The 25,357-nt window shown below is 53.9% G+C and carries 18 protein-coding genes; 12 read left to right on the forward strand and 6 right to left on the reverse strand.

The features are described 5' to 3' along the window. Positions 1–84: 84 nt before the first annotated feature. Positions 85–1,149 (reverse strand): Gfo/Idh/MocA family protein, encoded by a 1,065-nt coding sequence (locus tag XI25_RS05855; protein WP_046677787.1) that lies wholly within the window; start codon positions 1,147–1,149, stop codon positions 85–87. A gap of 19 nt (positions 1,150–1,168) precedes the next feature. Next, positions 1,169–1,906 carry a ThuA domain-containing protein gene (locus tag XI25_RS05860; RefSeq protein ID WP_046677788.1) on the reverse strand — a complete coding sequence of 246 codons (738 nt, stop codon included), beginning with the start codon at positions 1,904–1,906 and terminating at the stop codon, positions 1,169–1,171. 385 nt (positions 1,907–2,291) lie between these two features. Between XI25_RS05860 and XI25_RS05865 the strand changes: the two genes are divergently transcribed. From XI25_RS05865 to XI25_RS05875, 3 genes are read left to right on the forward strand one after another with little or no spacing between them, the layout of a single operon-like run. Then, positions 2,292–3,059: a hypothetical protein gene (locus XI25_RS05865; protein WP_046677789.1), complete on the forward strand. Its 768-nt coding sequence runs from the start codon at positions 2,292–2,294 to the stop codon at positions 3,057–3,059. A gap of 19 nt (positions 3,060–3,078) precedes the next feature. Then, entirely contained in the window at positions 3,079–3,615 is a 537-nt protein-coding gene (locus tag XI25_RS05870; protein ID WP_046677790.1) for a hypothetical protein, read from the forward strand. Further along, entirely contained in the window at positions 3,615–4,280 is a 666-nt protein-coding gene (locus tag XI25_RS05875) for a PspA/IM30 family protein (protein ID WP_046677791.1), read from the forward strand. Before XI25_RS05870 ends, XI25_RS05875 begins: the two co-directional genes overlap by 1 nt. A gap of 187 nt (positions 4,281–4,467) precedes the next feature. Here the strand turns inward: XI25_RS05875 and XI25_RS05880 are convergent, their stop codons facing one another. The 4 genes from XI25_RS05880 to XI25_RS05895 are packed head-to-tail and all read right to left on the reverse strand — an operon-like array spanning position 4,468 to position 6,577. Further along, positions 4,468–5,013 carry a phage tail protein gene (locus XI25_RS05880; protein WP_046677792.1) on the reverse strand — a complete coding sequence of 182 codons (546 nt, stop codon included), beginning with the start codon at positions 5,011–5,013 and terminating at the stop codon, positions 4,468–4,470. A 15-nt stretch (positions 5,014–5,028) separates the two neighbouring features. Next, a complete protein-coding gene (locus XI25_RS05885; protein ID WP_046677793.1) occupies positions 5,029–5,526 on the reverse strand; it encodes a phage tail protein in 498 nt (165 codons plus the stop codon). Positions 5,527–5,557: 31 nt separating this feature from the next. Beyond that, positions 5,558–6,067 (reverse strand): phage tail protein, encoded by a 510-nt coding sequence (locus XI25_RS05890; RefSeq protein WP_046677794.1) that lies wholly within the window; start codon positions 6,065–6,067, stop codon positions 5,558–5,560. A 42-nt stretch (positions 6,068–6,109) separates the two neighbouring features. Then, on the reverse strand, positions 6,110–6,577 hold the full coding sequence (locus tag XI25_RS05895; RefSeq protein WP_046677795.1) for a GNAT family N-acetyltransferase: 468 nt from the start codon (positions 6,575–6,577) through the stop codon (positions 6,110–6,112). A gap of 366 nt (positions 6,578–6,943) precedes the next feature. Here XI25_RS05895 and XI25_RS05900 point away from each other — a divergent pair, with 366 nt between their 5' ends. From XI25_RS05900 to XI25_RS05940, 9 genes are all read left to right on the forward strand, one after another. Then, positions 6,944–9,742 (forward strand): cadherin-like beta sandwich domain-containing protein, encoded by a 2,799-nt coding sequence (locus XI25_RS05900; protein WP_046677796.1) that lies wholly within the window; start codon positions 6,944–6,946, stop codon positions 9,740–9,742. Between the two features lie 11 nt (positions 9,743–9,753). Then, a complete protein-coding gene (locus XI25_RS31060; RefSeq protein ID WP_052759460.1) occupies positions 9,754–11,715 on the forward strand; it encodes a cadherin-like beta sandwich domain-containing protein in 1,962 nt (653 codons plus the stop codon). Between the two features lie 251 nt (positions 11,716–11,966). Then, positions 11,967–12,734, forward strand: a complete 768-nt coding sequence (locus tag XI25_RS05910) for a MerR family transcriptional regulator (protein ID WP_046677797.1) — start codon at positions 11,967–11,969, stop codon at positions 12,732–12,734. Between the two features lie 349 nt (positions 12,735–13,083). Further along, positions 13,084–17,427 (forward strand): polysaccharide lyase family 8 super-sandwich domain-containing protein, encoded by a 4,344-nt coding sequence (locus XI25_RS31065; RefSeq protein WP_052759461.1) that lies wholly within the window; start codon positions 13,084–13,086, stop codon positions 17,425–17,427. Positions 17,428–17,521: 94 nt separating this feature from the next. Then, complete coding sequence (locus XI25_RS05920; RefSeq protein WP_046677798.1) at positions 17,522–18,643, forward strand: glycoside hydrolase family 88 protein; 1,122 nt, start codon at positions 17,522–17,524, stop codon at positions 18,641–18,643. Beyond that, positions 18,633–20,795 carry an alginate lyase family protein gene (locus tag XI25_RS05925; protein WP_052759462.1) on the forward strand — a complete coding sequence of 721 codons (2,163 nt, stop codon included), beginning with the start codon at positions 18,633–18,635 and terminating at the stop codon, positions 20,793–20,795. The genes XI25_RS05920 and XI25_RS05925 overlap by 11 nt, the downstream gene beginning before the upstream one ends. Positions 20,796–20,866: 71 nt before the next feature. Next, positions 20,867–22,591, forward strand: coding sequence for a sensor histidine kinase (locus XI25_RS05930; protein WP_046677854.1), 1,725 nt, complete (start codon positions 20,867–20,869; stop codon positions 22,589–22,591). Beyond that, a complete protein-coding gene (locus XI25_RS05935; protein ID WP_046677799.1) occupies positions 22,591–24,177 on the forward strand; it encodes a response regulator transcription factor in 1,587 nt (528 codons plus the stop codon). The genes XI25_RS05930 and XI25_RS05935 overlap by 1 nt, the downstream gene beginning before the upstream one ends. 244 nt (positions 24,178–24,421) lie before the next feature. Then, positions 24,422–25,351, forward strand: coding sequence for a carbohydrate ABC transporter permease (locus XI25_RS05940; protein ID WP_046677800.1), 930 nt, complete (start codon positions 24,422–24,424; stop codon positions 25,349–25,351). Positions 25,352–25,357 lie beyond the last annotated feature (6 nt).

The following is a 25,357-nucleotide window of genomic DNA, read 5'->3' on the forward strand; positions in this document are numbered from 1 at the left end:
TCCGATGGTATGATTAGGATTATTGTATGGCAAGATCCCGCGAAGTTCAACCTCAGAATGGATTTATTTCACTTACATTCGCGACTAAAACGAATCGCAAGTGCTTTTCATCTCGTAATAGCATCCGGAATCGGAGGAGAGTTGAAAGGCCCACATCGCCTCCAGCACATGGTAAGCCAGCTCGCCGTTCGCCTTATGCTTCCCATGGTTCAGCAGGGCATCAGCCATATCGACCGGTCCGAGACCGCGGCTGTTGGCGGCATAACCTTCCATGAGGGGAGCCTCGCTCCACTCCAAATCTCCCGTTCGCCGGTACTTCACCGGCCCGCCGAACGTATTCGGATCGGGAACCAGCATGCTGCCTTCGGTCCCGTGAATCTCGATATGGGGAAGGGTGCTGCCGCCGAAAATATCAAAGCTGGTGACCATGGCAGCGACCGCGCCGCTTTCAAAAGCCAAGGTTCCGACAACATGCGTCGGTATGGCCACCGGGATGCGGCTTCCGTACTTTTTATCGCTTGTTACCGTTCTCTCCCGCAGCGCCTTGCTGGTCATCCCTGCAACGCTTCGGATCGGGCCAAGCAGCTGTACAAGCGCAGTCAAGTAGTATGGGCCCATATCGAACATCGGGCCGCCTCCTTCGCCATAATAAAACTCCGGATCGGGATGCCAGTGCTCATGCCCAGGGCTCATCATGAAGGCTACCGCGGATACCGGACGGCCGATGGAGCCCTTCTGGATCAACTGCAGCGCGGTTTGGAGGCCCGCTCCTAAAAAAGTGTCGGGCGCGCTTCCGACCAGAAGCCCTTTTTGCCGGGCCGTATCCAGTACCCTGCGCCCTTGCTCAAGCGTTAAGGCAAGCGGCTTTTCCGCGTAGACATGCTTTCCGGCTTCCAGTGCCTGAAGGCTTACTTTCGCATGGACAGCCGGGATCGTTAAGTTGATGATGAGTTCGATCTCCGGACGGGCCAGCAGCTCCTCCGGAGAGCAGGCGAGAGGGATGTCATGCTTTTCGGCCTGAATCTGTGCCTTCCGGACATCAATGTCCGCACAGGCCACGATGTCGAGGGATGGGAATTTCGCTATATTTTCCATATAAATGCCGCTGATATTGCCGCAGCCGATAATGCCGGCTTTGATCGTTTTCATGGAAATCCTCTCCTTTAGGTCAGTCGACTTGGCTGTCGCCCATGCCGGTATAATCCGAAGCGGCATGCCGTTTCACCGCGGTTGGTCCTTCCGGGGTGCCTTTGCCTTCAGCGGCCCACAGCATCCCCCGCGTCATCAGCTCTTTCACCGCCGGTATTTCGATAATATCCGCATGATGTCCGAGCGAATTATAATATACCCGGCCCACGCCCCAACGCTTGGTCCAGACGACAGGCATATCGACGGCCTTATTCAGCCGGTGCGGCCCGTCCGCCACCGGAAAGCGCGTGGTCGCAAGAACTTCTACCGCCGGGTCGACATGCAAATAATACTGTTCCGATTCAATGGTGAAATTCTGGAGTCCCTCGACCAGCGGGCTGGAGTCCTGTTTAATCTCCACGGTGTACTTCACCCCGTCGTTGCCGGGATGCGCGACCCACTGCCCGCCGGTCATGAAGTGCCAGTCCACGTTGCTGCGGAAGGCGTCGCACATACCGCCATGGCAGCCTGCCAGCCCGGTTCCGTTCTGGACCGCCTCGGAAATGTTCTGAACATATTCCTGCGGGATCTGGCCCATCGTCCAAACCGGAATGATCAAATCCAGTCCTTTGAGCTTCTTCGCATCGCGATACGCGTCAAGCGAATCGGACACCTCGACCTCAAAGGCATGGACCTTTAAAATATCTTCGAATATGGCGGCAACCTGCTGCGGTTCATGGCCGTCCCAGCCGCCCCATACGATCAATGCTTTTTTCATTGGTGACACGCTCCTTGTCAGATTACATTTCAGATATTTTCACCCAGCGTCGTTCCTCTATGAAACGTTCAGCCGCTTCCAGCACAGCCTGGCATGTAACGCCATATCCAATCCGCAGCTTGTTCATCATTAACCTCCCTAAGCTTCAGTCAGAGCCATCAGGCATCCAGATGTAACGCTTTCATTATAGGCAAACGGCAGCCGATTCTCTCGCCAATTTATGTGGGCCTATGGACAAAAATTGTAGCGGGGACGAATTTCGGCCATATTCAGCAAACGTTCAGCTGATACTAAGGCGTCCATAATCTCCCGCTAAGATTCTCCTCAGGTTGGAGCCCTAAACTTTAAATTGCAAGACAGAATAACAGCATAAGGAGAGATGAACATGAATTCGATCGGCAAAAAAATCATGGTCGGCAGCATTGCCGCCAGCGTGGTCTTGGGAGGAGCCGGTTACTTGCAAAACAAGACGTTTGCGGCAAGCGCCGAACCATCGGCCAAGACGGCGGTGCAGGCAGCTTCCGACACAGTCAAGGCAGCGGTGGGAAATAAATTCCGGGACGGCCGGGAATTCGGACACGGCAGAGGGGGATTTGGCGGGGGAAATCTGATAAAGGATGCGGCTGAGATCCTGAGTCTTGAAGAAAGCGCAGTTCGCACGCAGCTCGAGGAGGGCAAGACCTTGGCGGAAATAGCCGCCAGCAAAAGTGTTTCGAAAGAGGCCTTCTTACAAAAGCTGATCGATGCCGAAACGGCAAGAATCCAGGAGCGGCTGTCTGACGGAACGATCACGGATGCTCAAGCTGCGGAGCAGAAGGAGAACTTGAGCGGCCGTCTGGAGAAGGCGATTGACCAAAGCGGCATCGGGTTCGGCGGTCATGGCAAAGGCCACGGGATGGGCGTGTTCGGGAGGCTTGAAGGAGTCGCGGAAATTCTCGGCCTAACGGAGGACGAGCTGAAGGCGGGACTGGACGACGGGAAATCCATTGCGGAACTTGCCGAAGCCAAGGGAATGACGGAAGAGGACTTGATCCGCAAGCTGAAGGATAACATGATCGAACCGCTGAAGCAGTGGGTAAATGAGAAGCACGCAGCGCCGTCGGACAACGCCGGAGCTACGAAGACCGGTGGGACTCTGCCGAATAGCCTGTAACAGGAAGGAGAGGAATTGGATGAAGCTGACTCGGGGATTTTCCTGGCTGTGGATCGGCTTGGCGGCACTCGTTGTCCTATGGCTTGGGGTAACGGCTGCCGGTATCATCGGACAACACGGGCATGGAGAGGCAGCGCGCGTATTCGGCCGGGGACAGGGCTTCGGACATCGCGTTCAGTACCGCTTTGAGCCTCGTCATGCTTTCGGTATTTTCGGAATGGCGTCCGTGTTTTTACTAATGATTAAAATTACGCTGCTGGCCCTGTTTGCTTTGATTTGGGCAAAGGCATCCGGGTTATTGAAATGGGGCGGAGCCGGACTTGCCGGTCTGGTGCTTATGAGCCTGTTGACGCCGTTTTGGGGACTCCTGGCGATGATACTGTTGTTCTTGGCAATGAACAGAATGAAGCGGTTGAGCCGGGGGGATGGAAAATATCCGGAGTCGGCGGGAGTCTATCCGGCGCATGAAGCGGGTACCCCGTCCCTAGCGGCTTATGAACGCGGCAGACTGCTGGATGAATGGGAGAAGAGCAAGCTAAAGGAGGAGAGACCATAATGGGGATTTTCGGAAGAATGAAGGAGATGGCATCCGCGGATTTGAATCACATGCTGGATCGGATGGAGGACCCGGTCCCCATGGCCAAGCATTATATCCGGCAGCTTGAGGAGCAGATCGACCGAACTCGTCATGCTGTGATGAAGCAGCTGGCTGCGGAGCAGCAGTACGACATGCTCATCATGAAAACCGCGGAGACGGTCGCTAAGCGCTCCCGTCAGGCGGAGCTTGCGGTTGAGCGGGAAGAGGAGAACGTTGCAGAAATCGCGATGCAGGACAAGCTGTACCATCAGCGGCTGCTTGAGGCATATGAATGCCAGCGGGAAAGTATCCGTCAGCAGGCGGGTGCGTTAAGGGAGCAGATGGGACGGCTGACGGATACGCATGCGGATTTGCAAAACAGGCTGTTTTTCCTCGTTTCCCGTGTTAACGCGGCCCAGGCATTGAACGCCGCGGCGTCTGCGGCAGCGGTTTTCGATACGGAACGGGCGGCCAGCGGATTTGCCCGCATGGAGGACAAGCTCCGCCATCCGGAGATTGGACTGAATGCCGGTTTATCCGGTTCCCCGGGCTCCGGTCCTGGGGACAAGCTGGACGCCTTCGAGGAACGCGAAGCGATTAAAGCGGAGTTGAACCGGATTAAGGCAGCCAGAGGAAGGGAATAGCAGCAAGAAACTAAAAACCGGCACCTGGTGCCGGTTTGTTTCGGTACGCGGAACTCGGCAGAAAACCCGCCATGACCCCGAGGACTCGACCGGAAAGTATGGTGAATATAAGCTAGAAGCTGCCTTCGGCACCCCATTCGTTGGAACGCCGGGCAGCTTCTTGTTTAAGAGCACGCAAGCCCGTGCTTTACCGCTCTCCCCGAGAAGGGTATTCCCCGCCCGCTATGCAGATGATGAAATTCTGGGCAATGAACGGCTGCATGTTGTTGTGGGGCTGGGAGCCGCCGGACGCTGACAGGGCTGCGGGGGACATCTGAACGTTCGGTATTGGCTCATAAAGCTTAGGCTGAGGCGAAGTCGGCGTGTTTTTCCGGGCTTGTGCCCAGAAGCCTCCTTCCGGATTATCCGTAGAGCCGACCGCATCGATCGCTTGCGGCGAATGCGTGTGATTCGGCATTTGCGATTCCGTCAACGCAACCGTTCCGGAACCGATGCGCTCTCCTATATGACGCGGCGTAAGGCCCTGGCCCGATCCCTGATGCATCGGGGCGCTGCCCATGAGATTAGGCAATGCGAACGTGGTTTTTCCATCGCCGCCATACTGCGTGCCGAGTATCGAATACAATGCCGTGTTGGATGCAATAGGCATCAGTTGACCATTGCATAAAGCCCAGTTTTTGGGTGCGAAATTGCCTGCGAATATTCGAATTTCACCAAGATAAGCTTCTGCCAAGACGTATGACCTCCCCTAATTTCGACTCGGGTAAATTCCCTGGACGGCAATGGCGTAGTTCAGGGCCAGATAAGGCTGCATGTTGCTGTGAGGCTGGTTTCCGCCCGTTTTGGACACGGACTGGCCGCTCATCTGCACGAGCGCATCGGCCGGGGCGTATTGATGATCGGCAGCCGCCCAAGCGTTGTTCAAAGGCGATGCTGCGTTTGCGGGATTCGAAGATGCGGATACCAGGTGGGTGTGCCGAGGCATTTCGTTTACGGTCAGTTGATGAAAGGCTTCGCCGGAAGATGTTCCCAGCGGGATCGTCGGGTTTACGTGAACCGGAACGCGTCCACGATAATCAGGCAGGGCAAACGTGGTGGTGCCGTTTCCGCCGTAGACATTGCCAAGAAGGGAATAGAGAGCCTGATTCGTGTTAATTGGTAAAATCTGACCCTCGCAGAACATCCAGTTTCGGGGGGCATAACCATTGGCAAACAAACGGATTTCGCCAAGGAATGGCTCTGACATTTCGTTTCCTCCTTAATAAACAGGGTTTTGGTTAGTTATGGGGCGGGTACATCCCGTACAGCGAGATAATAAACGAGATGGCTGCCGACGGCATCATGTTGTCGTGGGGTTGTCCGCTGCCTGCCGGAGAGAGCAGATGCCTGTTCATGCTTACGGGCGTTTTTCCCGAGCCGTCGGAGTAGCTTCTCTTGACCGATGGCGCCCAAACCGAATTGTGCGGAGTGTCTCCTTCGGGACCCGCTTGTCCATTCGCGTGGGGAACATGCGTATGCTCAGGCAGTTGGGCAGGGGTTAGGAATACGCTTTCCGTTCCTCCCCTGTTTCCCAGCATGTAATCCGAGCTGCGATGGATCGGAATGCGCCCCTGCAGATCAGGCAAGGCAAAAGTCGTTTGGCCGTCCCCGCCATACGTGGTCCCGATCAGGTTGAACAGGGTTTCGTTCTCCGATATCGACAGGAGCTGGCCATTGCACAAGGCCCAGCCCTGCGGGGCATAATTGCCGGCAAACATGCGGATTTCGCCCAGGTAAGCTTCACTCATGGTTTGTCACCTCATTGAATTTATATAGAAGGCGCGGGAGCTTTAAACGGCCCCAGCCCATTCCATCGCGATTCGGTACCCGTCATCTACCGCGGTACGGAAGCCGAGCCGCTCGTAGAGACGGACGGCCCGACTGGCGGAAAGGACGCTTAAACAAAGTCTTTTTGAGCATGAACAGGACTCGATCTGCAGCTCACGGAGGAGAAGCGTTCCGATGCCCCGGTTTTGGAAATCCGGGAGAAGGGAGATGTCGACAAGCACAAAGGCTTGTTCGCCGCGATCGACGATGGTACGCCCCGCCTTGGTTTCCCCATACATAACAATGCTGTGCTCAGCGAGGGGGAATTGTGCAGCGTAGGAGCGCGTTTGAGCGGCCCACTGCATGCTTAAGAACGCTCGTTCCTGATCTTCATCCCAGCAGAAGGCCTCGATTTCGCTTTTTCGCGTGCTGCAATATAACTGATACAAATATTCTTCGTCTGCAGAAACGGCAGGTCTTATATGGATCATAATATCCTCTTGGCCTCAGCCTAAAGCCGTATTTTAGTAGGTCTTCAAGATTATAGCACACGAATGTTCTCCTAACATCATACTTTCGACAATACAGAACAAAATTTTTTATCTTGAAATCCAGCGAATTTTTGTTTACCGGCGGTCCGGGATCACTTATATTTAGTAGTGATTCTAGGTTTTGGAAGAGAAAAGAAAGGTAAGAGATTTCGAATCATGAGAAGTTGAGCAGCATGGGTGCATGAAGCAGGATTTGGCGAACAACGCCGTCTCTCGTCTGTCTTTTTAAAGAAATGAAGAGGATTATCAGGGGAAGGGGTTTTGCTATTGTACTACCTTAGTCTTAGATTCCGTCGGGTTTTATGTATGGCAGCGATTATTCTGCTGGTCCTATCCGGCAGCGGAGCTCAATTTTGGATGCCCAGGACGCAGGCGGCGGCATTGTGGTCGGATGGTTACACGTTTAGCGATAATGTCAATCACGTAACGTACGGAAGCGGCTCCTGGCTAGTATTAGGGGACGGAGGCTTGTATGCGATTTCGGGAAACGGCACAAGCTGGGAGGAGAAGACATTTAGCAAATGCGGAGGCGTGGCGTCGGTTTATGCAGGAGGCAAATGGTATGTCGTCTGCAACAACGGTTATATCAACGCTTCGGAGGATCTTTTTGGATCAGGGTGGGATGCTTTTCTTCCCGCAGGGATCGCTCAGGATTCCGCGCATTTTTTTTCCGCCGCCTCGGATGGAACGGCCATTGTTGCGGTGGGGAGCGATAACAACTGGGGAAACGAAGTGGTCGTGACGTACGACGGAACCGCCTGGTCGAGCCATGAGTTAGGGGATTTTCAATATTTTTCGCATGTCATTTACGCAAACGGCCGATTTATTGCCTTGGGACTGGACCGGAATGATCAGTCGGTTATCTACTCCTCTCCCGATGGCAAACAGTGGTCGCCCGTCCCTGACTTAAAGCCGGAACAGCCTCTGTACAGCATGGCCTATGGCAAGGGGCTGCTGGTCGCCGTGGGAGGGAACGGATACGTTTATAAATCGGCAGACGGGATGGTTTGGGAAGGCGCATACTCAGGCGTTACCAGTAACGAGCTCTACTCCATTGCCTACGGCGAGGGCATGTTTTATGCGGTGGGAACCCATAAGACGATCATCTCTTCGGTAGACGGCCAAGCGTGGACTTTAGAGAATGAAGAGGCCAATGCCGCGCAGTACACCTATGTAACGGTTGGAAATAAGCAAGTATTTGTAGTGGGGGAAAACGGGGTTTCGAAAAGGGCAAGCACGGTCCCGTTAAGCTCGAACAATCGTTTAAGCAGTCTCCAAATATCCCCGGGCAGCCTGAACTTCGACCCTGATCAGGAGCAGTATACGGTAGAGGTTCCTTACGGGACCGCAGAGGTTACGGTTACGCCTGTTACCGAGGATGACGGCGCGACGATCAAAGTCGGAGGAGCTGCGGCGGTCAGCGGCCAGGGGGTTAGGGCGGCACTGGAAGACGACGGATCGACGGTTATCCAGATTCAGGTTACGGCCTCAGACGGCTCAATAAAAACATATACCATTACCGCAAATGAAATCGAGCCGTCCCACAATGCCTATCTTAGCGCGGTTCAGGTATCTCCGGGAGGGGTTTTGGATCCTTCGCCGTTTACTCCGGCGGCAACGGAATACGACGTTCTGATGGACGAGCAAACGGCCAGCCTTACAATGACGCCATTGCCCGAGGATTCTACGGCCACAATGAGGGTAATCAAAGGCGCTTCCGCAGCAGTGCCGTGGATCGGCGGGGATCCTTACAGCCTCACTCTCGGCAAAGGGGAGAGTGTTCGGGTGCAGTTCATCGTAACGGCCCAGGACGGGAACACGGCGAAAACCTATACGTTCAACGTTCAGCGCGCCTCTTCCACGAATGCGCAGCTGGCGGATATAAAGTTGACGACAGGTACGCTGAACCCTTTGTTCGACCCTGCTAAAACGGACTATGACGTTCAACTTCCATTCCCTGCGGCAGAGATAGGCATTACGCCTGTTCTTGCCGATTCGCTGGCTTTCAAGAAGGTAAGGGTAAACGGCCAAGAGATGACAGATTCGGAGCTGGCGGCAATTCCGTTAACACCGGGTACGCCCAAAGCCATAGAAATTGAGGTGACTGCGCAGGATCCGGCGGTTCACAGAATCTATAAATTGACGGTAACCCGTGCGAAGCCGTCAGCGGACGCAACGCTCAGCAGCTTGAGCGTCGATGGGGTCCTGATTGACGGCTTCCGAAGCGAACGGGAAAACTACGGTATGGATTTGCCGTTTTCGAAAGAAGGCATAGATGTGAGCTGGGTTTTGGGGTCGCCAGGTACGGCCGCATATAAAGTGCGCGTGGACGGCCAGGAGCAGAACGTGACGGGTCTGAAAGATTTGCCGTTGTCCCCCGGCATACCCAGGGTGATTGAAATCGTAGTAACCGCCGAGGATACGAATGTGACCAGGGCCTACAAGCTGACGGTCATGCGCACCCAGGCGTCCACAGACGCAATGCTGAGCAGCTTAAGCGTCGATGGAATCGTGGTAGACGGTTTCCGGAGCGATTTTCATGATTACACCGTAGATGTGCCGTTCACCCAAGAAAAAGTAAATGTGGACTGGGTATTGGGGGATCCTGTTACGGCTACCTATAAGGTAAAGGTTGACGGAGCGGAAGTGAGTCCGGGCAGATTAACGGATTTGCCGTTATCTCCGGGAACGGCCAAGAACATTGAAATTATCGTAACGGCACAGGACCCAAGCATAAGCTTAACCTATACGTTGGCGATAAACCGGGCAGCTCCGTCCGGCAATGCGTACCTGGGCTCGCTTGAAGTTTCGCCGGGTGCCCGTCTGGAGCCGTCTCCGTTTGTATCCTCCACTTTGGAATACGATGTGTTGGTGGAAGAAAAATCGGACAGTTTCACGATCACGCCGACGCTTGCGGACCCGACGGCTTCGATGCGCCTGAAGCAGGGGACGCAGGAAGAGGACTGGAGCAGCGGCCGGGCATATACGTCCGTTCTAGGCAAGGGGGAAACCGTGAAGCTGGAGCTCGTGGTGACCGCGCAGAACGGCACGACGAATACCTATAGGCTCAACGTTGCCCGGGCGCTTCCACCAATGCGAAGCTGAGCGATATTCGGGTGACGCCGGGCACGTTGAATCCTCCTTTCGACCCGGATGACTACGAATATGCGGTTCAAGTGCCATACGCCGAGACCGGGATCAGCATAGTACCGCAGCGGGCAGATGTACTGTCAACCATGAAGATTAAAGTGGACGGTCGAAATGCGGATGAATCTGAACTTTCGGGACTGGCTTTAGTGCCGGGCGTACCTAAAGTTATCGATATTATCGTCACGGCCCAGGACCCGAACGTGCATCAAAGCTACAAACTGACCGTGACACGGTTGCTGCGGTCATCCAATGCAGCACTGGACAGCCTGAAGGTCGATGGCGTTATGGTGAAGGATTTTCAAAGCGGTACATTAAACTATTCGGTTCATACTCCTTACGCTAAGGCCGCCGTCGATGTGAACTGGACGCTGGCGGATAAGTCTGCCGCATCTAAGGCCAAGGTGGATGGACAGGATACGAACGTGCCGGAGCTTAAAGGCGTCTCTCTAACGCCGGGTATAGCGAAAGTAATCGAAATCGTGGTCACGGCAGAAGACGGGACTGTCCAGGTGTACGGGCTGACGATAACCCGTGCCAAGCCGGATCCCGTTACGCCGCCTTCGGGTCCGTCATTGCCATCCGGGCCTGTTATTCCCCCGACGCCCCCGGTGGTCGGCAAAATAGAAGTCATTGTGGATCATGGCACAGGCACGGCAAAGGCTGCCGAATTGATCATGGAGCGAATGAAGAATACGGGCGGCATCATACACGATAAGTTGGTATTGACGGCCGCAGAATTAAAGAAAGCGATAAACGCTGCGGCTAATAAGGTCCGCGTGGTTATCCCGGATCCCAAAGATGAAGTGTCCCAAATCGATGTGGAAATTCCTTACGCTTCCTTGAAAGAGCTTCAATCCGGAAAGAAAGAGCTGGAAATCCATATGGACCATGTCCGTATGCTGCTTTCCAAGGATTCGATTCAAGGACTGGATAAGGATATATATTTCCGGGTCATTCCGGTAAAGGACAAAAATTGGCAGGATCAAATCCTTGGACGTGCGCTGAAGGAGGCGGCGGTACAAAAAATTTCGCCGTCGCGACAGCCGTCTATCGTAGCAAGACCGATTCAAATCGAGAGCAATGTGAGCGGACGGAATGTCACGGTGATTTTGCCGCTCAAAGCTGTAAGGCTGCCGGTTTCAACCGCAGAGCGTGAAGCATTCTTGAAATCGCTGGCCGTATTTGTTGAACGCAGCTACGGTGAACGTGAGGTGGTCCGCGGCAAGCTGGCGGATGATGCCGGTAAGCAGGGAGCCGTTCAATTTACTGTCCCTAAGTTCGGCACGTTTGCCGTTCTTCGCTGGGAAGGGCAAAACCCGGTTGAACTTCCGGACCTGGGCTCTGGCGGACAGCCATCCCATGAAGCTTACATTTTCGGCTTCGGCGACGATACATTCGGACCTAGCCAGTCTCTAACCCGATCGCAGCTTGCTTCCATGCTTGCCCGATTAATGGGATATGACGGGAAGGGGGCCGTGCGGTCCGGTTTCGCGGATGTCGATGATGCCTACTGGGCAGCCGGGGAAATTGAGTTTGTGAGCCGCCAAGGATTCATGATCGGTGACGGGTCGGAAAAATTCAGGCCCGATGAGGAAGTGACCCGCGCCCAAATGGCCATGATCGCTTCCCGTTATAAACAGCTTGATGCCGATCAAGCAAACGGCGGGGCATTCTCCGACGTGGCAGACGAGCACTGGGCTGCCGGATCCATTGCCGCCTCCAAACAAGCAGGTCTCATCAGCGGTTATCCGGACGGGACTTTCCGGCCCGGAAATCGCATGACTCGTGCGGAAGCGGTGGTTTTATTGAATAAAATGTTTAACCGCCTCCCGCTTTCGGGGGTAAGCCAACCTTCGTGGACCGATGTTCCGGCGTCGCACTGGGCGTATGGCGATATCGAGGAAGCTTCGGGAAACCATGAATATTGAACAGCAGGCGAAGGGGATGGGCCCCTCATGAAATAAGTGCTTTAACCGACCCGGGAGACTGTCGTTTTGACTCTAAAAACGACCGTCTCCCGGGTCATTGTTTATTTTGATGCAAGGAATGGACTAAACTTGAAGAAGAACAGAAAGCATGGGAAAACCCGCGCGAAAGACGATCGAAAAATATTTTTGGATATAGGGTTGACCTTAACGTTACGTAAAGGTGTACATTCAAGATGTCAGGAGGTGATTTCATGGAATATACCATTCAGAAGCTGGCTAAGCTGGCGGGGGTCAGCACGAGAACGCTGCGGTATTACGACGAGATTGGCATTCTTAAGCCGGCAAGAATCAACTCGTCGGGCTACCGAATCTACGGCTCACCGGAGGTGGATCGGCTGCAGCAAATATTGTTCTACCGGGAGCTGGGGCTCCAGCTGGACCGGATCAAGGAAGTCATCACCTCGCCTTCTTTTGACGGCATGAACGCTCTGAAGCAGCACCATGAACAGCTTCTTGACAAAAGACGGCAGCTGGATCTGCTGATTACGAACGTGGAGAAAACCATTGCTTCCACGGAAGGGAGAATTAAAATGACCGATCAAGAGAAATTCGAAGGATTCAAGCAGAAAATGATCGACGATAACGAGAATAAATACGGCAAAGAGATACGCGAAAAATACGGCGATGACGTAGTCGACCAATCCAACGCCAAGCTCAAAAACATGACGCCTGAGCAGCATGAAGAGGTGACGCGCCTGGCCGACGAGGTGAAGGAAACCCTTGCCGAGGCTTTGAAGCAGGGAGACCCGGCAGGGGAGCTGGCGCAAAAGGCTGCAGACTTGCATAAGCAGTGGCTGACCTATTACTGGAGCGAGTACAGCAAAGAAGCGCATGCCGGCGTGGCGCAAATGTATGTGGACGACGAGCGTTTCAAAGCATACTACGATTCGGAACAGCCGGGAGCGGCCGAATTTTTGCGGGATGCCATCTTCATTTACACGGGAATGAAGCAGGAATAACTAAACAGGGCGGTGCTTTTAACCGGGCCCTGAAAAGAAACGGGAGCGCTCCTCCCTTCAAGCGCGTTAAAATATACACAATGAAATATGGGGAACAACCGTCAGGAAGCAATGTGTCCTGGCGGTTTTTCTTTTGGAAAATTCAGAAATCAATATTGAGCGCTGCTGCCCGATCTTACCGGAACTTTCGCTGCACGCGGCCTGCTTTTTCGGAAACATCGATAGCCGCTTGGCTGGGAAAAGTCAAAATCGTTCCTCTTTGAGTAAAAATATGACATGCAACCTGCCAGCTTTTCAAGTTATCTTCAAGGAGATGTCTATCATTAGTAACGAGAGGAGGAACTGTAAATTGAAAGCGTATACAAGAAAAATATCCTTGGCACTGGTCGTCTGCATGACGTTCCAAATGGTGTTATCGTTCCAACCGGGTTTTGTAAACAGGGCGGAAGCCAGCACTGCAGGGACGAACCTGGTGCCTAACGGGGATTTCGAGACCGTGGTCTACCCCGGCGCAAGCAGTTGGACTGATCGGAAGCAGGCTGAGGGTTGGGGAGTTTGGCTGGCCAGCGGTTCGGGAAAGGTATCCGTCAATGAGGCGGTTTATGCTTCGGGCGAGAGGTCCGTGCAAGTGGAGCATGCCGTTGCTTCGCGGACGGGCCTTTCCGTAAATGCCAAAATAAATGCCGGAACAACCTTTAAGCTCAGCGCCCGGATGAAGACGGACAACGTCGTTTCAAGCGGCGGCGTTTTTGTCAGAACGCAATACTACAAGAGCATAAGCGGAGTGGACGGAGCAACGGCCAATGTCAAATTGGGGGATGGTCCCGTACTCGCCAAGCTGACCGGTACCAACGATTGGACGTTACGCGAAGCGGTCTTGACCGTCCCGGCAGACACAAGATACGTAAGGATCGAGCCTTTTTTCGAGACGGGCACGGGAACGGCCTGGTTTGACGACATTCGTCTTCACGAGTGGACGGGCGTGAGCGGTTTAACCCTTCAGCCCGCGTCCGTTACGCTGGATAAGGGGCAGAGTTTTACTTTTACCCCTGTTTTTTCGCCTCCGGGGACGTCGGAAGAACTGGTGTGGTCGTCATCCAACCCGGTAACGGCTTCGGTATACGACGGTATCGTGACGGCTCATGATTTCGGGAGCGTTACGATTACGGCGGCCACAAGCAACGGTTTCATTCGCGGACAGGCAACCGTCATGGTGGAATCGGCTGCCATGCAGGCGGCATATGGCCAGCTTAGGCTGAAATGGCGCTCCAAATTGTTGGGCGGGGACTCCATGGATTTAAACGATCCGGACGTTTCCGCTTATATGACGGCGCTGCGTGAACGGATCTCCAACGCGTCGAGCACGGGGATTTGGGATTTGATGAACAAAGCACCGAATCCCGATTATTTATGGTCGGACCTCGGTACTAAAACCAATACCGATTCCGCCAAAATGACCAAAGGTTTTGCGAATATCAGCGACATGGCGGTCGCTTATTCGACTGAGGGATCTGCCTTATACAGGGATGCGCAGCTGCGGGACGATATTATAAAAGCGCTCGAATGGATGTACGATAACCAGTACAACGAAAGAAGAGCCATGCCTTCGGGAGCCAACTGGTGGGATTGGGAGATCGGTACTCCCCAAGCGCTGATGAACATTATCGTTCTGATGTACGACGAGTTGAGCGAGGCGCAGATCGATAAATATTTCAAAGCGATCGACAGATATGTACCGGACCCGACCAAGAGAGTCCAGAACGCAAACGTTACGGAAACCGGCGCCAACCTTTTGGACAAGTCTCTGGTTGTCGTTCTTCGCGGAGTCGCGGGAAAAAACAGTTCGAAAATCGAGCAAGCCAGGGCTTCCATGGCAAGAGAATTTCTGTATGTCCGGAGCGGGGACGGCATCTATGAGGACGGATCGTTGATCCAGCATGCCAATATCGCTTATACCGGAGCGTACGGCACCGTGCTTGTGGGACGGATTGCCGACCTGTTGTATCTTTTCACCTCTTCGCCATGGGAAATCACGGATCCGAATGTAAACAACGTGTACAAATGGGTGGAGGATGCGTTCGAGCCCCTTATTTACAAAGGCGCCATGATGGACGCCGTAAAAGGACGCAGCATTTCCCGGGAGAAGGATTCGGATCACCTGACCGGCAGAGGGGTCATCCGAATTTTGGCGCGGCTTTCGGGCGGGGCGCCGGCTGAGCAATCCGCGAAAATAAAAAGCATGATCAAAGAATGGGTCCTGTCGGATACGACGTTCCCGAACTATTATGAGGGGATGCCTATTTACGAGATGAACCTGATCAAAGGCATTGTAAACGATCCTTCGGTTACGCCGAGGGGGGAACAGGTCAAGCACCAGAACTTTGCGGCCATGGACCGGGTTGTCCATCTTCGTCCCGGTTTCGGATTCGTGATCAGTTTGTTCTCCGACCGAATCTCCGCGTTTGAATTCGGCAACGGGGAGAACATCAAAGGCTGGTACACGGGAATGGGAATGACCAATCTGTACAACGGGGATTTAAAGCAGTTCAGCAACCAATACTGGCCGACCGTCGACATGTACCGTCTGGCGGGAACGACAACGGACGGCTATTCCCCGGCCCCAAAAGCATGGGCGCCTTACTATAATCCGAAAACTTGGGTCGGCGGTTCGTCCATAGATAAGCTGTACGGGTCGGCAGGCATGGATTTTTCCCTGGAATCAAGCACGGGCAGCAAGCTGCAGGGCAAGAAATCCTGGTTTATGTTCGATGACGAAATCGTCGCGCTGGGTTCCGGCATCACGAGCCCGGAAGACCGTACGGTAGAAACGATCGTGGAAAACCGCCAAGTGTCCGATGCAGGCGATAATGCATTCATCGTAAACGGTGTGGAACAACCCGCGAACCTTGGTTGGAACGAAACATTGAAAAGCGTGAAATGGGCACATCTTGCCGGACATGTTCCCGGCTCGGATATCGGCTATTATTTCCCGGACAGCCCTGATCTCCAAGGATTAAGAGAAGCGAGGGAAGGGGCATGGAAGGACATCAATACGGGCGGTTCTGCGGATGTCATCACCAAAAATTACGTCAGCCTGTCCTTTGATCACGGGAAGAAACCGCAGGACGCATCGTATTCCTATGTCATACTGCCGAACCGGGATCCGGCGGCAACGGAAAAATACAGCGAAAATCCCGATATCGAAGTCATTAGCCGGAACAATCAGGTTCACGCGGTCAAAGAACGCAAGCTCGGCTGGCATGGCTTCAACTTCTGGGAGGCTGGAACCTCAGCTTTCGTCCGTGCCTACAGTCCGGCTTCCGTTCAGGTGCGCAAACAGGGCGACTTGCTGACGGTTGCGGTTGCGGATCCTACCCAAAAACAAGACAAAATCGTTGTCGATCTGCTCGATAATGTCGTTCTGCAGGAGCTTAAAAAAGATTCAACCGTTCGAATCATCCAGACTTCGCCGTATCTGAAGCTGGAGATTGATACGGCGGGCGCCCAAGGAAAAAGCCATGCGGCGACCTTCCGGATCGTCCCGCCGGCCACAGGAATCCAATTTGACAAGGAGGCTGCCACGCTGAACGTGGGCGACACCATAAGCCTTACAGCGGCAACCGTTCCATCCAACGCAGCCGCTCTTGAGCTCAGCTGGACCGTGGACTCCGGCGACATCGTCAGATTGGAGCAGAACGGCACTACGGGGTCCGTAACCGCCCTGAAAGCGGGAACGGCCACCATTACGGCCGCGTCCCTTGATGGGGCGTTTAGCGCAACCTGCGTGGTAACCGTGAAAGAGAAAAGCCCGGGCACTCCTCCAGGTGGTGGAAATAACGGCACTTCTCCGGGCGATGGAAACAACGGCAATCCTCCGGCTGGCGGAAATAACGGCAATCCGCCGAGCGGCAGCGGGAATAGCAGCAGCCCATCCGATGGAGGCTGGGATAGCGGCAGCCCATCCAATGGGGGTAGCCAATCTAAAGGAGAAGGCACGGTAACAGGCGGCGCTTCGAACGGAGAGGGCTCGGGCCATTCGCCGCAGGGGGAACAGGGCAGCAAACCGAACGGCGGCTCCGCGGGCCAATCCGGGAGCGAAACGGGCCAATCTCCTTCAGGATCGGCCCCGGGCGGCACGAACAGCGAGATATCCGACATCAAAGGCCACTGGGCGGAAGACAAGATCAAGAAAGCCATGGATCAAGGTCTCGCCACCGGATATCCGGATGGCACATTCAAGCCGGAAAAACCCGTTACGCGCGCGGAATTTGCCGTATTGCTCGCAAGAGGATTAGGTTTAAAGGCCGAGACCGAAATGCCATTTGCGGATGACCGGTCCATTCCGGGCTGGGCCAAATCCTATGTGGCCGCTGGAATTTCGCACGGATTTATTGCCGGCTATGCCGACAATACTTTCCGCGCATCCAAGTCCATTACCAGAACGGAATTGGCGACTATGGCCGCGAAGGCGCTTCAACTTGAAGAAGGCCGGCCGGACTCCCTATCCTTTGCCGATGCCGCGGGCATTCCGAACTGGGCCAAGGGCTGGATCGCCTCTGCGGTAAAAGCCGGGTTGATCGAAGGACGCAAGGATAACCGGTTCGTTCCGGATTCGCAAGCCACCCGGGCCGAGGCGCTCGTCATCCTGACGCGGATTCTTGATGCCAAGCCGGAACAAGAAAAGTCAAAATAATGCACGTCAAGGCAAAAATCGCCCCTATTACAATAGGGGCGCTCTCTTTATCATGAGTCGTAAGAAGAGCGAAGTCGAAGGGAGAAAAGCGTTCATGTGGAACACTGCGATAAAAGATGCGGCAGATAAAATTCGGGCTAATATCGGCCGGTTTGGGACGAAATTCCCTCACGTAAGCCGGGACGGGTCTTATCTGCTGAACGACAACGACGACTGGACGAACGGATTTTGGAGCGGCATGCTGTGGCTATGCTATGAATATACGAAGGACGAGCAGTTCCGTATGGCGGCATCCCGTACGGTAGAGGACTTCCGGCGCCGTTTTGAGAAAAAAACGGTTCTTGATCATCACGATATCGGATTCTTGTATTCGCTGTCCTCCAAAGCACAGTGGATCGTCGACAAGGATGAAAACGCCCGTCAGCTGACGCTGCAGGCCGCAGATCATTTGCTGAAACGGTGGCGCCCGAAGGGAGGCTACATTCAAGCGTGGGGGCCGGAGGGAGACGAGAAGGAAGGCGGGCGGATCATTATCGACTGTCTGATGAATCTGCCCCTCCTGTTCTGGGCCGGCCAACAGACCGGCGATCCCGTGTACCATCAGGTTGCGGCCATTCAGGCGGATAAAACAAGAAGATATATCGTACGCGGAGACGACAGCTCTTACCATACGTTTTTCTTCGATCCGAACACCGGGGAGCCGATCGGAGGCGCCACGCACCAGGGGTACACGAACGGATCGACCTGGACGCGCGGGCAGGCCTGGGGGGTTTACGGTTTCGCGCTATCTTACCGCTATACCCGGAATCCGCTTTATCTGGAAACGTCCAAACGGATGGCGCGGTATTTCCTGGAGCGGTTACCGGAGGATCACGTCGCTTACTGGGACTTCAATGTTCCGGTAACGGAAGAAACCTACCGGGACAGCTCGGCCTCCGCCATTGTCGCGGCCGGTCTGCTGGAGCTGATCGGGCATATGGATGAAAGCGATCCGGAGCGGGCCTATTTTGAACGGGAGATCATGAAATCGATGACTTCGCTGGTACAAAATTATTCGACGATCGGCGAAGAGGCGGAGGGATTGCTTAAACGCGGCTCCTACCATGTCCGCGGCGGGCTGTCCCCGGATGATTACATGATCTGGGGAGATTATTTCTATCTCGAAGCCTTGATTCGGCTGGAGAATGGCGGAAGAGGGTACTGGTATGAACGCTGACGAGCTGAAAACCTCTCCTTATGCCGTCTTTTCGCTTCTGAATCTGAAGGATCCCGCCCTGGCTCCGGTAAGCGAGGCAGTCAGCCAAGACCGCCTCGAAGAAGCCCTGATTGAGCTGCATCGGTATTTCGTCGGTCGCGGTACCCCCGGCTGGTCGATGGAAGAGGGGGAGAAGGAACGAATCGCCGCCTACGTGAAGGATAACTGCGGAAGCGATCTGGAAGCGGTGATGAAGACGTCGGATGAAGTCGTGCGGCAGACGTTCCTCTTCCGTTTTCCGTGGGATATGGAACGGACCCGCATACCGGTTACCTTCGAGAGAGAAATCGACTGGAATTATGTCCCCGATCAGGATGTCGAGTGGGCCTACATGCTGAACCGCCATCGCTACTGGCTGGCGTTGGGGCAGGCATATGCGATAACGGGGGAGGACAAATACGCGGCTGCGTTTTGCCGCCAGCTTGAAGACTGGATTGACCGGAATCCCGTTCCCGAAGAGCCCGCGAACGATAACCTGACATGGCGCACGATTGAAGCGGGGCTTCGCTGCGTCAACTGGATCAAGGCGCTCCGTTACGTGAAAGACAGCCCGCTGCTGACCCCGCTGCTCCTGGCGAAAGCGCTGATTTCCCTCCATCAACATGGGGATTATTTAGCCTCGTCGTTCACGAGCTGGAAGAGGATCAGCAATTGGGGCGTTCTGGAAACCTGCGGCCTGTACCATGCGGCGATGTTTTTTCCCGAGTTTGCGCTTGCGGAAAACTGGAAGCGTTTAAGCGAGCAAAGGCTCCAGGAGACGGCGCGTATTCAGGTGATGGCCGACGGGATCCATTGGGAGCAGTCGCCGACATATCATCACGAGGTTCTGGCTTGCTATCTCGATTGCATTCACGTGGCACGATTAAACGGGGAGGAGCTTAACGGCGGCTTCAGGAGCATGGTTTATCGAATGGCCTCCGCTTCCTTGCATTGGGCGAAGCCCAATCACAGGCAGCCCATGCTGGGCGACAGCGACGACAGCGATATCCGTTCGCTGATCACTTATGCGGCTTGGTTGTTCCAGGACGGCATGCTGCGTTTTGGCGGATATGCGCGAATGGACTTTGACAATGCCTGGCTGCTCGGGACGGAGGGAATTCGCGATTACGACCGGCTGCAAGCGGCGGAGCCGGCCAATCACTCCTGTTCCTTTCCGCATTCCGGCCATTTCGTCATGCGTTCGGGCTGGAATCAGCGGGACCTGTACCTGTACTTTCACTGCGGGCCGCTCGGGGGCGGCCATGGGCACGCCGATCTGCTTCATGTCGACCTTCATGCCTACGGCAGGGATTTTCTGACCGATCTCGGCAGATACAACTACGGCGACCACACTCCGCTCAGAAAGGCGTTAAAAGAGAGTGCCGCCCATAATACGACCATGGTCGACGGCATCGGGTTTACCGAGATCAACAGCACTTGGGACTTCGGCCGGATCGCCAAGCCGTCGGGATGCAGATGGGTCAGCACGCCCCGCTTCGATTATGTCCAGGGGGGGCATGACGGATACCTTCATTGGGAAGATCCGGTGTATCCGCTCAGGAGAATCATCTTTATCAAACCGCATTGCTGGCTGCTGATCGACAGCTTTACTTGCCGGGAAACGCATGCTTTTACGCAGAGGTTTCATTTTGCTCCGGGAGAAGTGGAGTTGGAAGCCGATTCGCTCATTTCCCGCACGAAAAACGGACGGGAAGCCAATCTTTGCATCATTCCGGTGGACGGCGAAGGTTTGGAGTGCAGCATTCACGAAGGGATTATTTCCCGCGAATACAACCTGATTGAGCCGAATCGGCATGCGGTGTACTCCCGGACGGGGAAAGGAACGGTATCGATCATGCAGGTGCTGTACCCGCAAAAGCCCGGCGAGACGGCTTGTCTGTCGGTTGAGAAGGTGCCGGTTTTCCGCCATACGGGCGAGCGGGTGGAGGATGCCCAGGCGGTTGCATGCAAAATTGTCTTGCCGGGAACGGATGAGGAGCATACTCTCGTGATCAGCCACAAGGTGCCGTCCGCCCATTTCGATTCTTACGTGGTAGAGGGCGTGCAAATCTTCGGCGAGGTCGTTTGGATTGCCGGCGGCAGGGAGAAAAAGGAAATAACAACCATCATTTAACGCATGCTTACTGGACGCCGGGCTGATAGAATAAAAGAAAAGACGAGAGCATGGGAAAGGCGCGGGAGAGCATGTTCAAATTTACTTACTACAGACGGATCCAGTTGTCGTTTCTTTTGCTTATATTTATCCCGTTGATTGCGGTTTCGGTCATCTCTTTCGTCCTGATCCGGGAGACGATGGTGGAGAAGCTGCAGCTCAGCAACGAGAATTTCCTGAACGTCATGATAGACGAACTGAACAAGACCATTGACGATGTGACGTTCGCTTCCCATTTTATTGTAAACGATACCAATGTCCGGGCTAACTTGAAAGCCTTTGCAGACACCAAACGGCTGGAAACTTACCAGGACTACGTGTTTTTTACGCAGTTGCAAAATGTGTTTTCCCTGATCAACTCCAAGCCGCTGAACAATAATATTCGCATGTATCTCGTCAACCGGGAGCATTTTGTGATTTCTTCCGGTACCGAGGATCTAACGGGGATCAACAATAGCGTCCATAAACTGATAGAGCGCGTCAATCTTCACGAACCGGAAAGGCTGCAATGGCTCGGCATGGCGGACAGCGGGTCCGGCCGAAGCAGCAGCTACTACATTGCCAGAGTGATTTACGACGGACGCGAGAATCGGCACACGGCCGTGCTGCTAGTTTCCATATCCGAAAATTATTTCAACAAACTGCTTGAGCCGGTGGACTTCGGGAAGGTTGCTCTTTTTGATTCCGCCGGAGGTTTGATCTCGGGCAATGCGGAGCTCGTCCCGGAGAGCCCGGATGCGAAAGGAAGCGTCCGTACGGACAGAGTTCTCGCCAAATCCAGCTGGAAGCTTGTATACGAAGCTACGGAGAAGGAATGGTCCGGCCAAATCTCCAGGACTTTTTACAGCGGCCTGGCCGCGGTGCTCCTGCTGTGTGCCGTATTCTCCGGCACCTCGATCCTGATCGCCAAAAGATTGCACAGTCCGATTCTGAAGCTCCAGCGGGTTGTGCGCCAGTTCGGGATGGGGAATCTGGACGCCAGGCTGGAGGTAAAGGGGAAGGATGATATCGCCGAACTTGGACAGACGCTGAATACGATGCTGGACCAGCTGCAGCGGCTGATTCACGATATCGAACAGGAGCAGGAACAGAAGCGGGTGATGGAGCTGGAAGCTTTGTTCATGCAGATTCGCCCCCACTTTTTGATCAACACGCTGAATTCGATTAAGTGCAGCCTTATTTTAAACAAAGACACGCTGCACAGCGGAATCATCGATTCGCTGATGAGCCTGCTCCGGGCTTATCTCAAGCTGAATGAACCGACTACCCTCCGGGAAGAATGCAGGCTGCTCGGCCACTACGTCGATATCATGAAAATCCGGAATGAAATCCCGTTGGAGCTGGAGGTCGATCTGGCCCCCGAAACCGAAGCGCTTATCGTTCCCAAACTTATTTTGCAGCCGCTTGTCGAGAATGCCATCGTTCATGGCCTGGTCGATCACCTGACCCCCCGGATCTCCGTTCGTTCACGTCTGATCCCTGAAGGCATCCTCATTGAAATTGCGGATAATGGCTGCGGCGCGGACGAAGAGACTCTGGGTAGGCTGAACCGCAGGCTTCTTAATCAAAATGACGAACAGGATGCAGCCTATACCAGAGTCGGGTTAATCAACGTGGCCCAAAGGCTAAGGCTGACTTACGGGGAGGCAGCGGGTTTATCGCTGCACAACCAGGAGCAGGGCGGCGTATCCGTTTCCCTGTATTTGCCTCCGGGCAGCAATCATCATGTTTTTTCGTCAGAGGGAGGGCAATTGTGATGTTTAGAGTGATGCTCATTGACGATGATGTCCCCATGCTCAAAGTGCTGCGGCAAATGATTGACTGGGAGGCCCATCATTTGCAGATTGTCGGCAGTACCTATTCAAGCGCCAAGGCGCTGCATATGTTTGAAGAAGTGCAGCCCGACATCGTGATTACGGATATCGGCCTGCCGCAAACGAACGGAATCGAGCTGGCTGACCGATTTATCGGTTTGAAGCCGGATATAAGGGTTATATTTCTGACCTGTCATGAGGATTTCCAATTTGCGCAGCAGGCAGTCAAGCTGAAGGCCGACGACTATCTGATCAAGGATCAGCTTACGGCAGAGCAGCTCACGCAAAGTTTGAACAAATCGGTACGCTTGCTGAAATCAAGGGCCGGACTGATTAACCGCGAGGCGGCGAGCGGCAGCAGCCAGCTGTTCCGGAAGGATCTGCTGCAGAGGGTAATCGGCGGAGCCCCATCCGAGACGACGGTGGCCTATGCGGGGCAAATCGGCATTTCCTGGAACTATCCGTGGTTTATGCTGGGGATCGTCAGCATACACTTTTCCAGCTTCGACAACCGGTACAATCAAAGCGAATATCCGCTGATCTTATATGCCATCTACAATATTGCCCTGGAACTGTCCGAAACGAGCGAAGGGATAACCCCTTTTCTGGAGCAGGATAATATCGTGATCCTTTATAATTTTCGGCTGAATCTTGCGCAAAACGCCAACCAGCATCTTCATGATTATTTGCAGCGGCTGCGCTTTATGTGCTCCCATTTCCTCAAGCTTCAGCCAAGCGTCATAACGGTCACGGACAAAGTGGAGCTGAAAGAAATCGGCCCGGTATATCAGCATATCGTTCGAGGGAAGTGCGAGTTTTACGAGAGTCCGGACTTTATCGTTTCCGATGCGCTGCATGTCACGTCGCAAATCTTCCAGCCGGCGCCCAAGGGGTTTCTGGAAAGCTATGTTTCGGAGCTGGAACGAGCGATCATCCGGGAGGATTTGGAAGGAATCCACGACACTTTGCAGGAAATCGCCGGAGTGGCCCGTGAGATGTCCGTCGTTCCGGGCGACTTTATCCGGGAGCTTTCCTTTATGCTGCGGGGAATCGAGGTCATTTTTTCCAGCCTGAAGTTTGAGGAGGACCTGTTTGCCTATCTTGCACGGACCCGGACGCTGGAGGATGCAATGGAGTTGGTGGAAAGGAAATTCATGCTGGCCATGAGAAGCCGGCATAAGGGAACGGGGAGTCCCGTGCAGGAACCCAAGCTCCAGGTGATCCAGCAATATATCGACCAGCACCTTGCCGATAATATTACCTCCATCGACATGGCGCGCTACCTGTTTCTGAATCCGAGCTATTTCTCACGCTACTTCAAGCGGATGACAGGCCTGACTTTTACGGACTACGTGCATCAGCACAAGATGAAAGTAGCTACCAAAATGTTGAAAATGTCCAGCCAGAATTTGGAATCGCTGGCGGTGGGACTGGGCTATTCGGACAGAACCTACTTCTCGAAAGTGTTTAAAAAATATATCGGGTCGACGCCAAGCGAGTACAAGGCAAGGCATTCGGCACGCAGATGATTTACTGAACCATCCTATATATTTCAACCAGAAGCCAGTGCCTGCAGGCGCTGGCTTCTGGTTGTTTAAAATACCCGGTCCCGATATCCGGGTAGATGCCGCTCCTGCTTCCAGGTCCTTTTGACTTTTATGACGGTTCCAATAAAGGTCAAAATCTTGCACGCCGCTGGTCATAATCACTCCTTCATGACGCAAGAGGATGAATTACTATAATGACATATTTCATTTGCCGAGGTGATACAACGTGGAGAGTATAAAACAAACTGTGCCGGAGAATAAACGAGAAGCGCGAAAATTTTGGACTCCGCATAGAAAAGAGGCTTTGACCGGATGGCTCTTTTTGGCCCCCGAGATCATCGGGATGCTGTTCCTTAACGTGTTTGCGCTGGGATTTTCTCTTTATTTGAGCCTGTCCGATTGGGATCTTCTGTCGGGAGTCGAAGGCATCAAGTTCACGGGACTCGATAACTACATCCAAATGTTCCAGGATCCGACCATTATGCAGGCGCTCAAGAACAATTTGATCTATATGGTCCTTACCGTACCTATACCGATTGCGATCGCTCTGGTACTGGCGGCGTTGATTCATAACAGCGTGTTTTTCAAGGATTATTTCAAGGTTGCGTTCTTTATCCCTTATATCTCGTCCATTATCGCGGTGGCAGCGGTATGGAGCGCTTTGTTTCACCCTTCCCTGGGGCCGATCAACCAGTTTCTGATGGATATCGGGATATCCAATCCTCCGAAATGGCTGGTGGATCCGAAAACATCGCTTCTGTCGATTGCGATTATCAGCTCCTGGGCCAGCCTTGGCTACACCATCATTATTTACATGGCCGGTCTGACGAATATTTCGAGCGAAATCTATGAAGCTGCGGAAATTGACGGGGCAGGCGTGTTCAAGAAATTCTTCTCCATTACGGTACCGATGCTTCGTTCGACGACGTTCTTCCTGCTCATTACGATGCTGATTGGCTCGTTTAAAGTGTTTGACGTCATCGCCTTTTTGACCGAGGGCGGACCGAACAACTCCTCGACCGTGCTGGTATTCCGGATTTATGAGGAAGGCTTTAAATATTACAATATGGGCTATGCTTCGGCCATCTCCTGGCTGCTGTTCGCCATCATCGGCCTGATTACCGCAGTCACCTGGAAATTTAGAAACGAAGAATAGGAGGGG

Source organism: Paenibacillus sp. DMB20, from assembly GCF_000987955.1.
Taxonomy (GTDB): Bacteria; Bacillota; Bacilli; order Paenibacillales; family Paenibacillaceae; genus Paenibacillus_AQ.

What these genes read in the sequence shown, in the direction of transcription:
- XI25_RS05870 (WP_046677790.1), top strand. Translation starts at nt 3,079, where the DNA reads ATGAAGCTGACTCGGGGATTTTCCTGGCTGTGGATCGGCTTGGCGGCA.
- XI25_RS05920 (WP_046677798.1), top strand. Translation starts at nt 17,522, where the DNA reads ATGTGGAACACTGCGATAAAAGATGCGGCAGATAAAATTCGGGCTAAT.
- XI25_RS05875 (WP_046677791.1), top strand. Translation starts at nt 3,615, where the DNA reads ATGGGGATTTTCGGAAGAATGAAGGAGATGGCATCCGCGGATTTGAAT.
- XI25_RS05935 (WP_046677799.1), top strand. Translation starts at nt 22,591, where the DNA reads ATGTTTAGAGTGATGCTCATTGACGATGATGTCCCCATGCTCAAAGTG.
- XI25_RS05910 (WP_046677797.1), top strand. Translation starts at nt 11,967, where the DNA reads ATGGAATATACCATTCAGAAGCTGGCTAAGCTGGCGGGGGTCAGCACG.
- XI25_RS05855 (WP_046677787.1), bottom strand. Translation starts at nt 1,149, where the DNA reads ATGAAAACGATCAAAGCCGGCATTATCGGCTGCGGCAATATCAGCGGC.
- XI25_RS05865 (WP_046677789.1), top strand. Translation starts at nt 2,292, where the DNA reads ATGAATTCGATCGGCAAAAAAATCATGGTCGGCAGCATTGCCGCCAGC.
- XI25_RS05860 (WP_046677788.1), bottom strand. Translation starts at nt 1,906, where the DNA reads ATGAAAAAAGCATTGATCGTATGGGGCGGCTGGGACGGCCATGAACCG.
- XI25_RS05925 (WP_052759462.1), top strand. Translation starts at nt 18,633, where the DNA reads ATGAACGCTGACGAGCTGAAAACCTCTCCTTATGCCGTCTTTTCGCTT.
- XI25_RS05930 (WP_046677854.1), top strand. Translation starts at nt 20,867, where the DNA reads ATGTTCAAATTTACTTACTACAGACGGATCCAGTTGTCGTTTCTTTTG.
- XI25_RS05885 (WP_046677793.1), bottom strand. Translation starts at nt 5,526, where the DNA reads ATGTCAGAGCCATTCCTTGGCGAAATCCGTTTGTTTGCCAATGGTTAT.
- XI25_RS05895 (WP_046677795.1), bottom strand. Translation starts at nt 6,577, where the DNA reads ATGATCCATATAAGACCTGCCGTTTCTGCAGACGAAGAATATTTGTAT.
- XI25_RS05900 (WP_046677796.1), top strand. Translation starts at nt 6,944, where the DNA reads ATGGCAGCGATTATTCTGCTGGTCCTATCCGGCAGCGGAGCTCAATTT.
- XI25_RS05890 (WP_046677794.1), bottom strand. Translation starts at nt 6,067, where the DNA reads ATGAGTGAAGCTTACCTGGGCGAAATCCGCATGTTTGCCGGCAATTAT.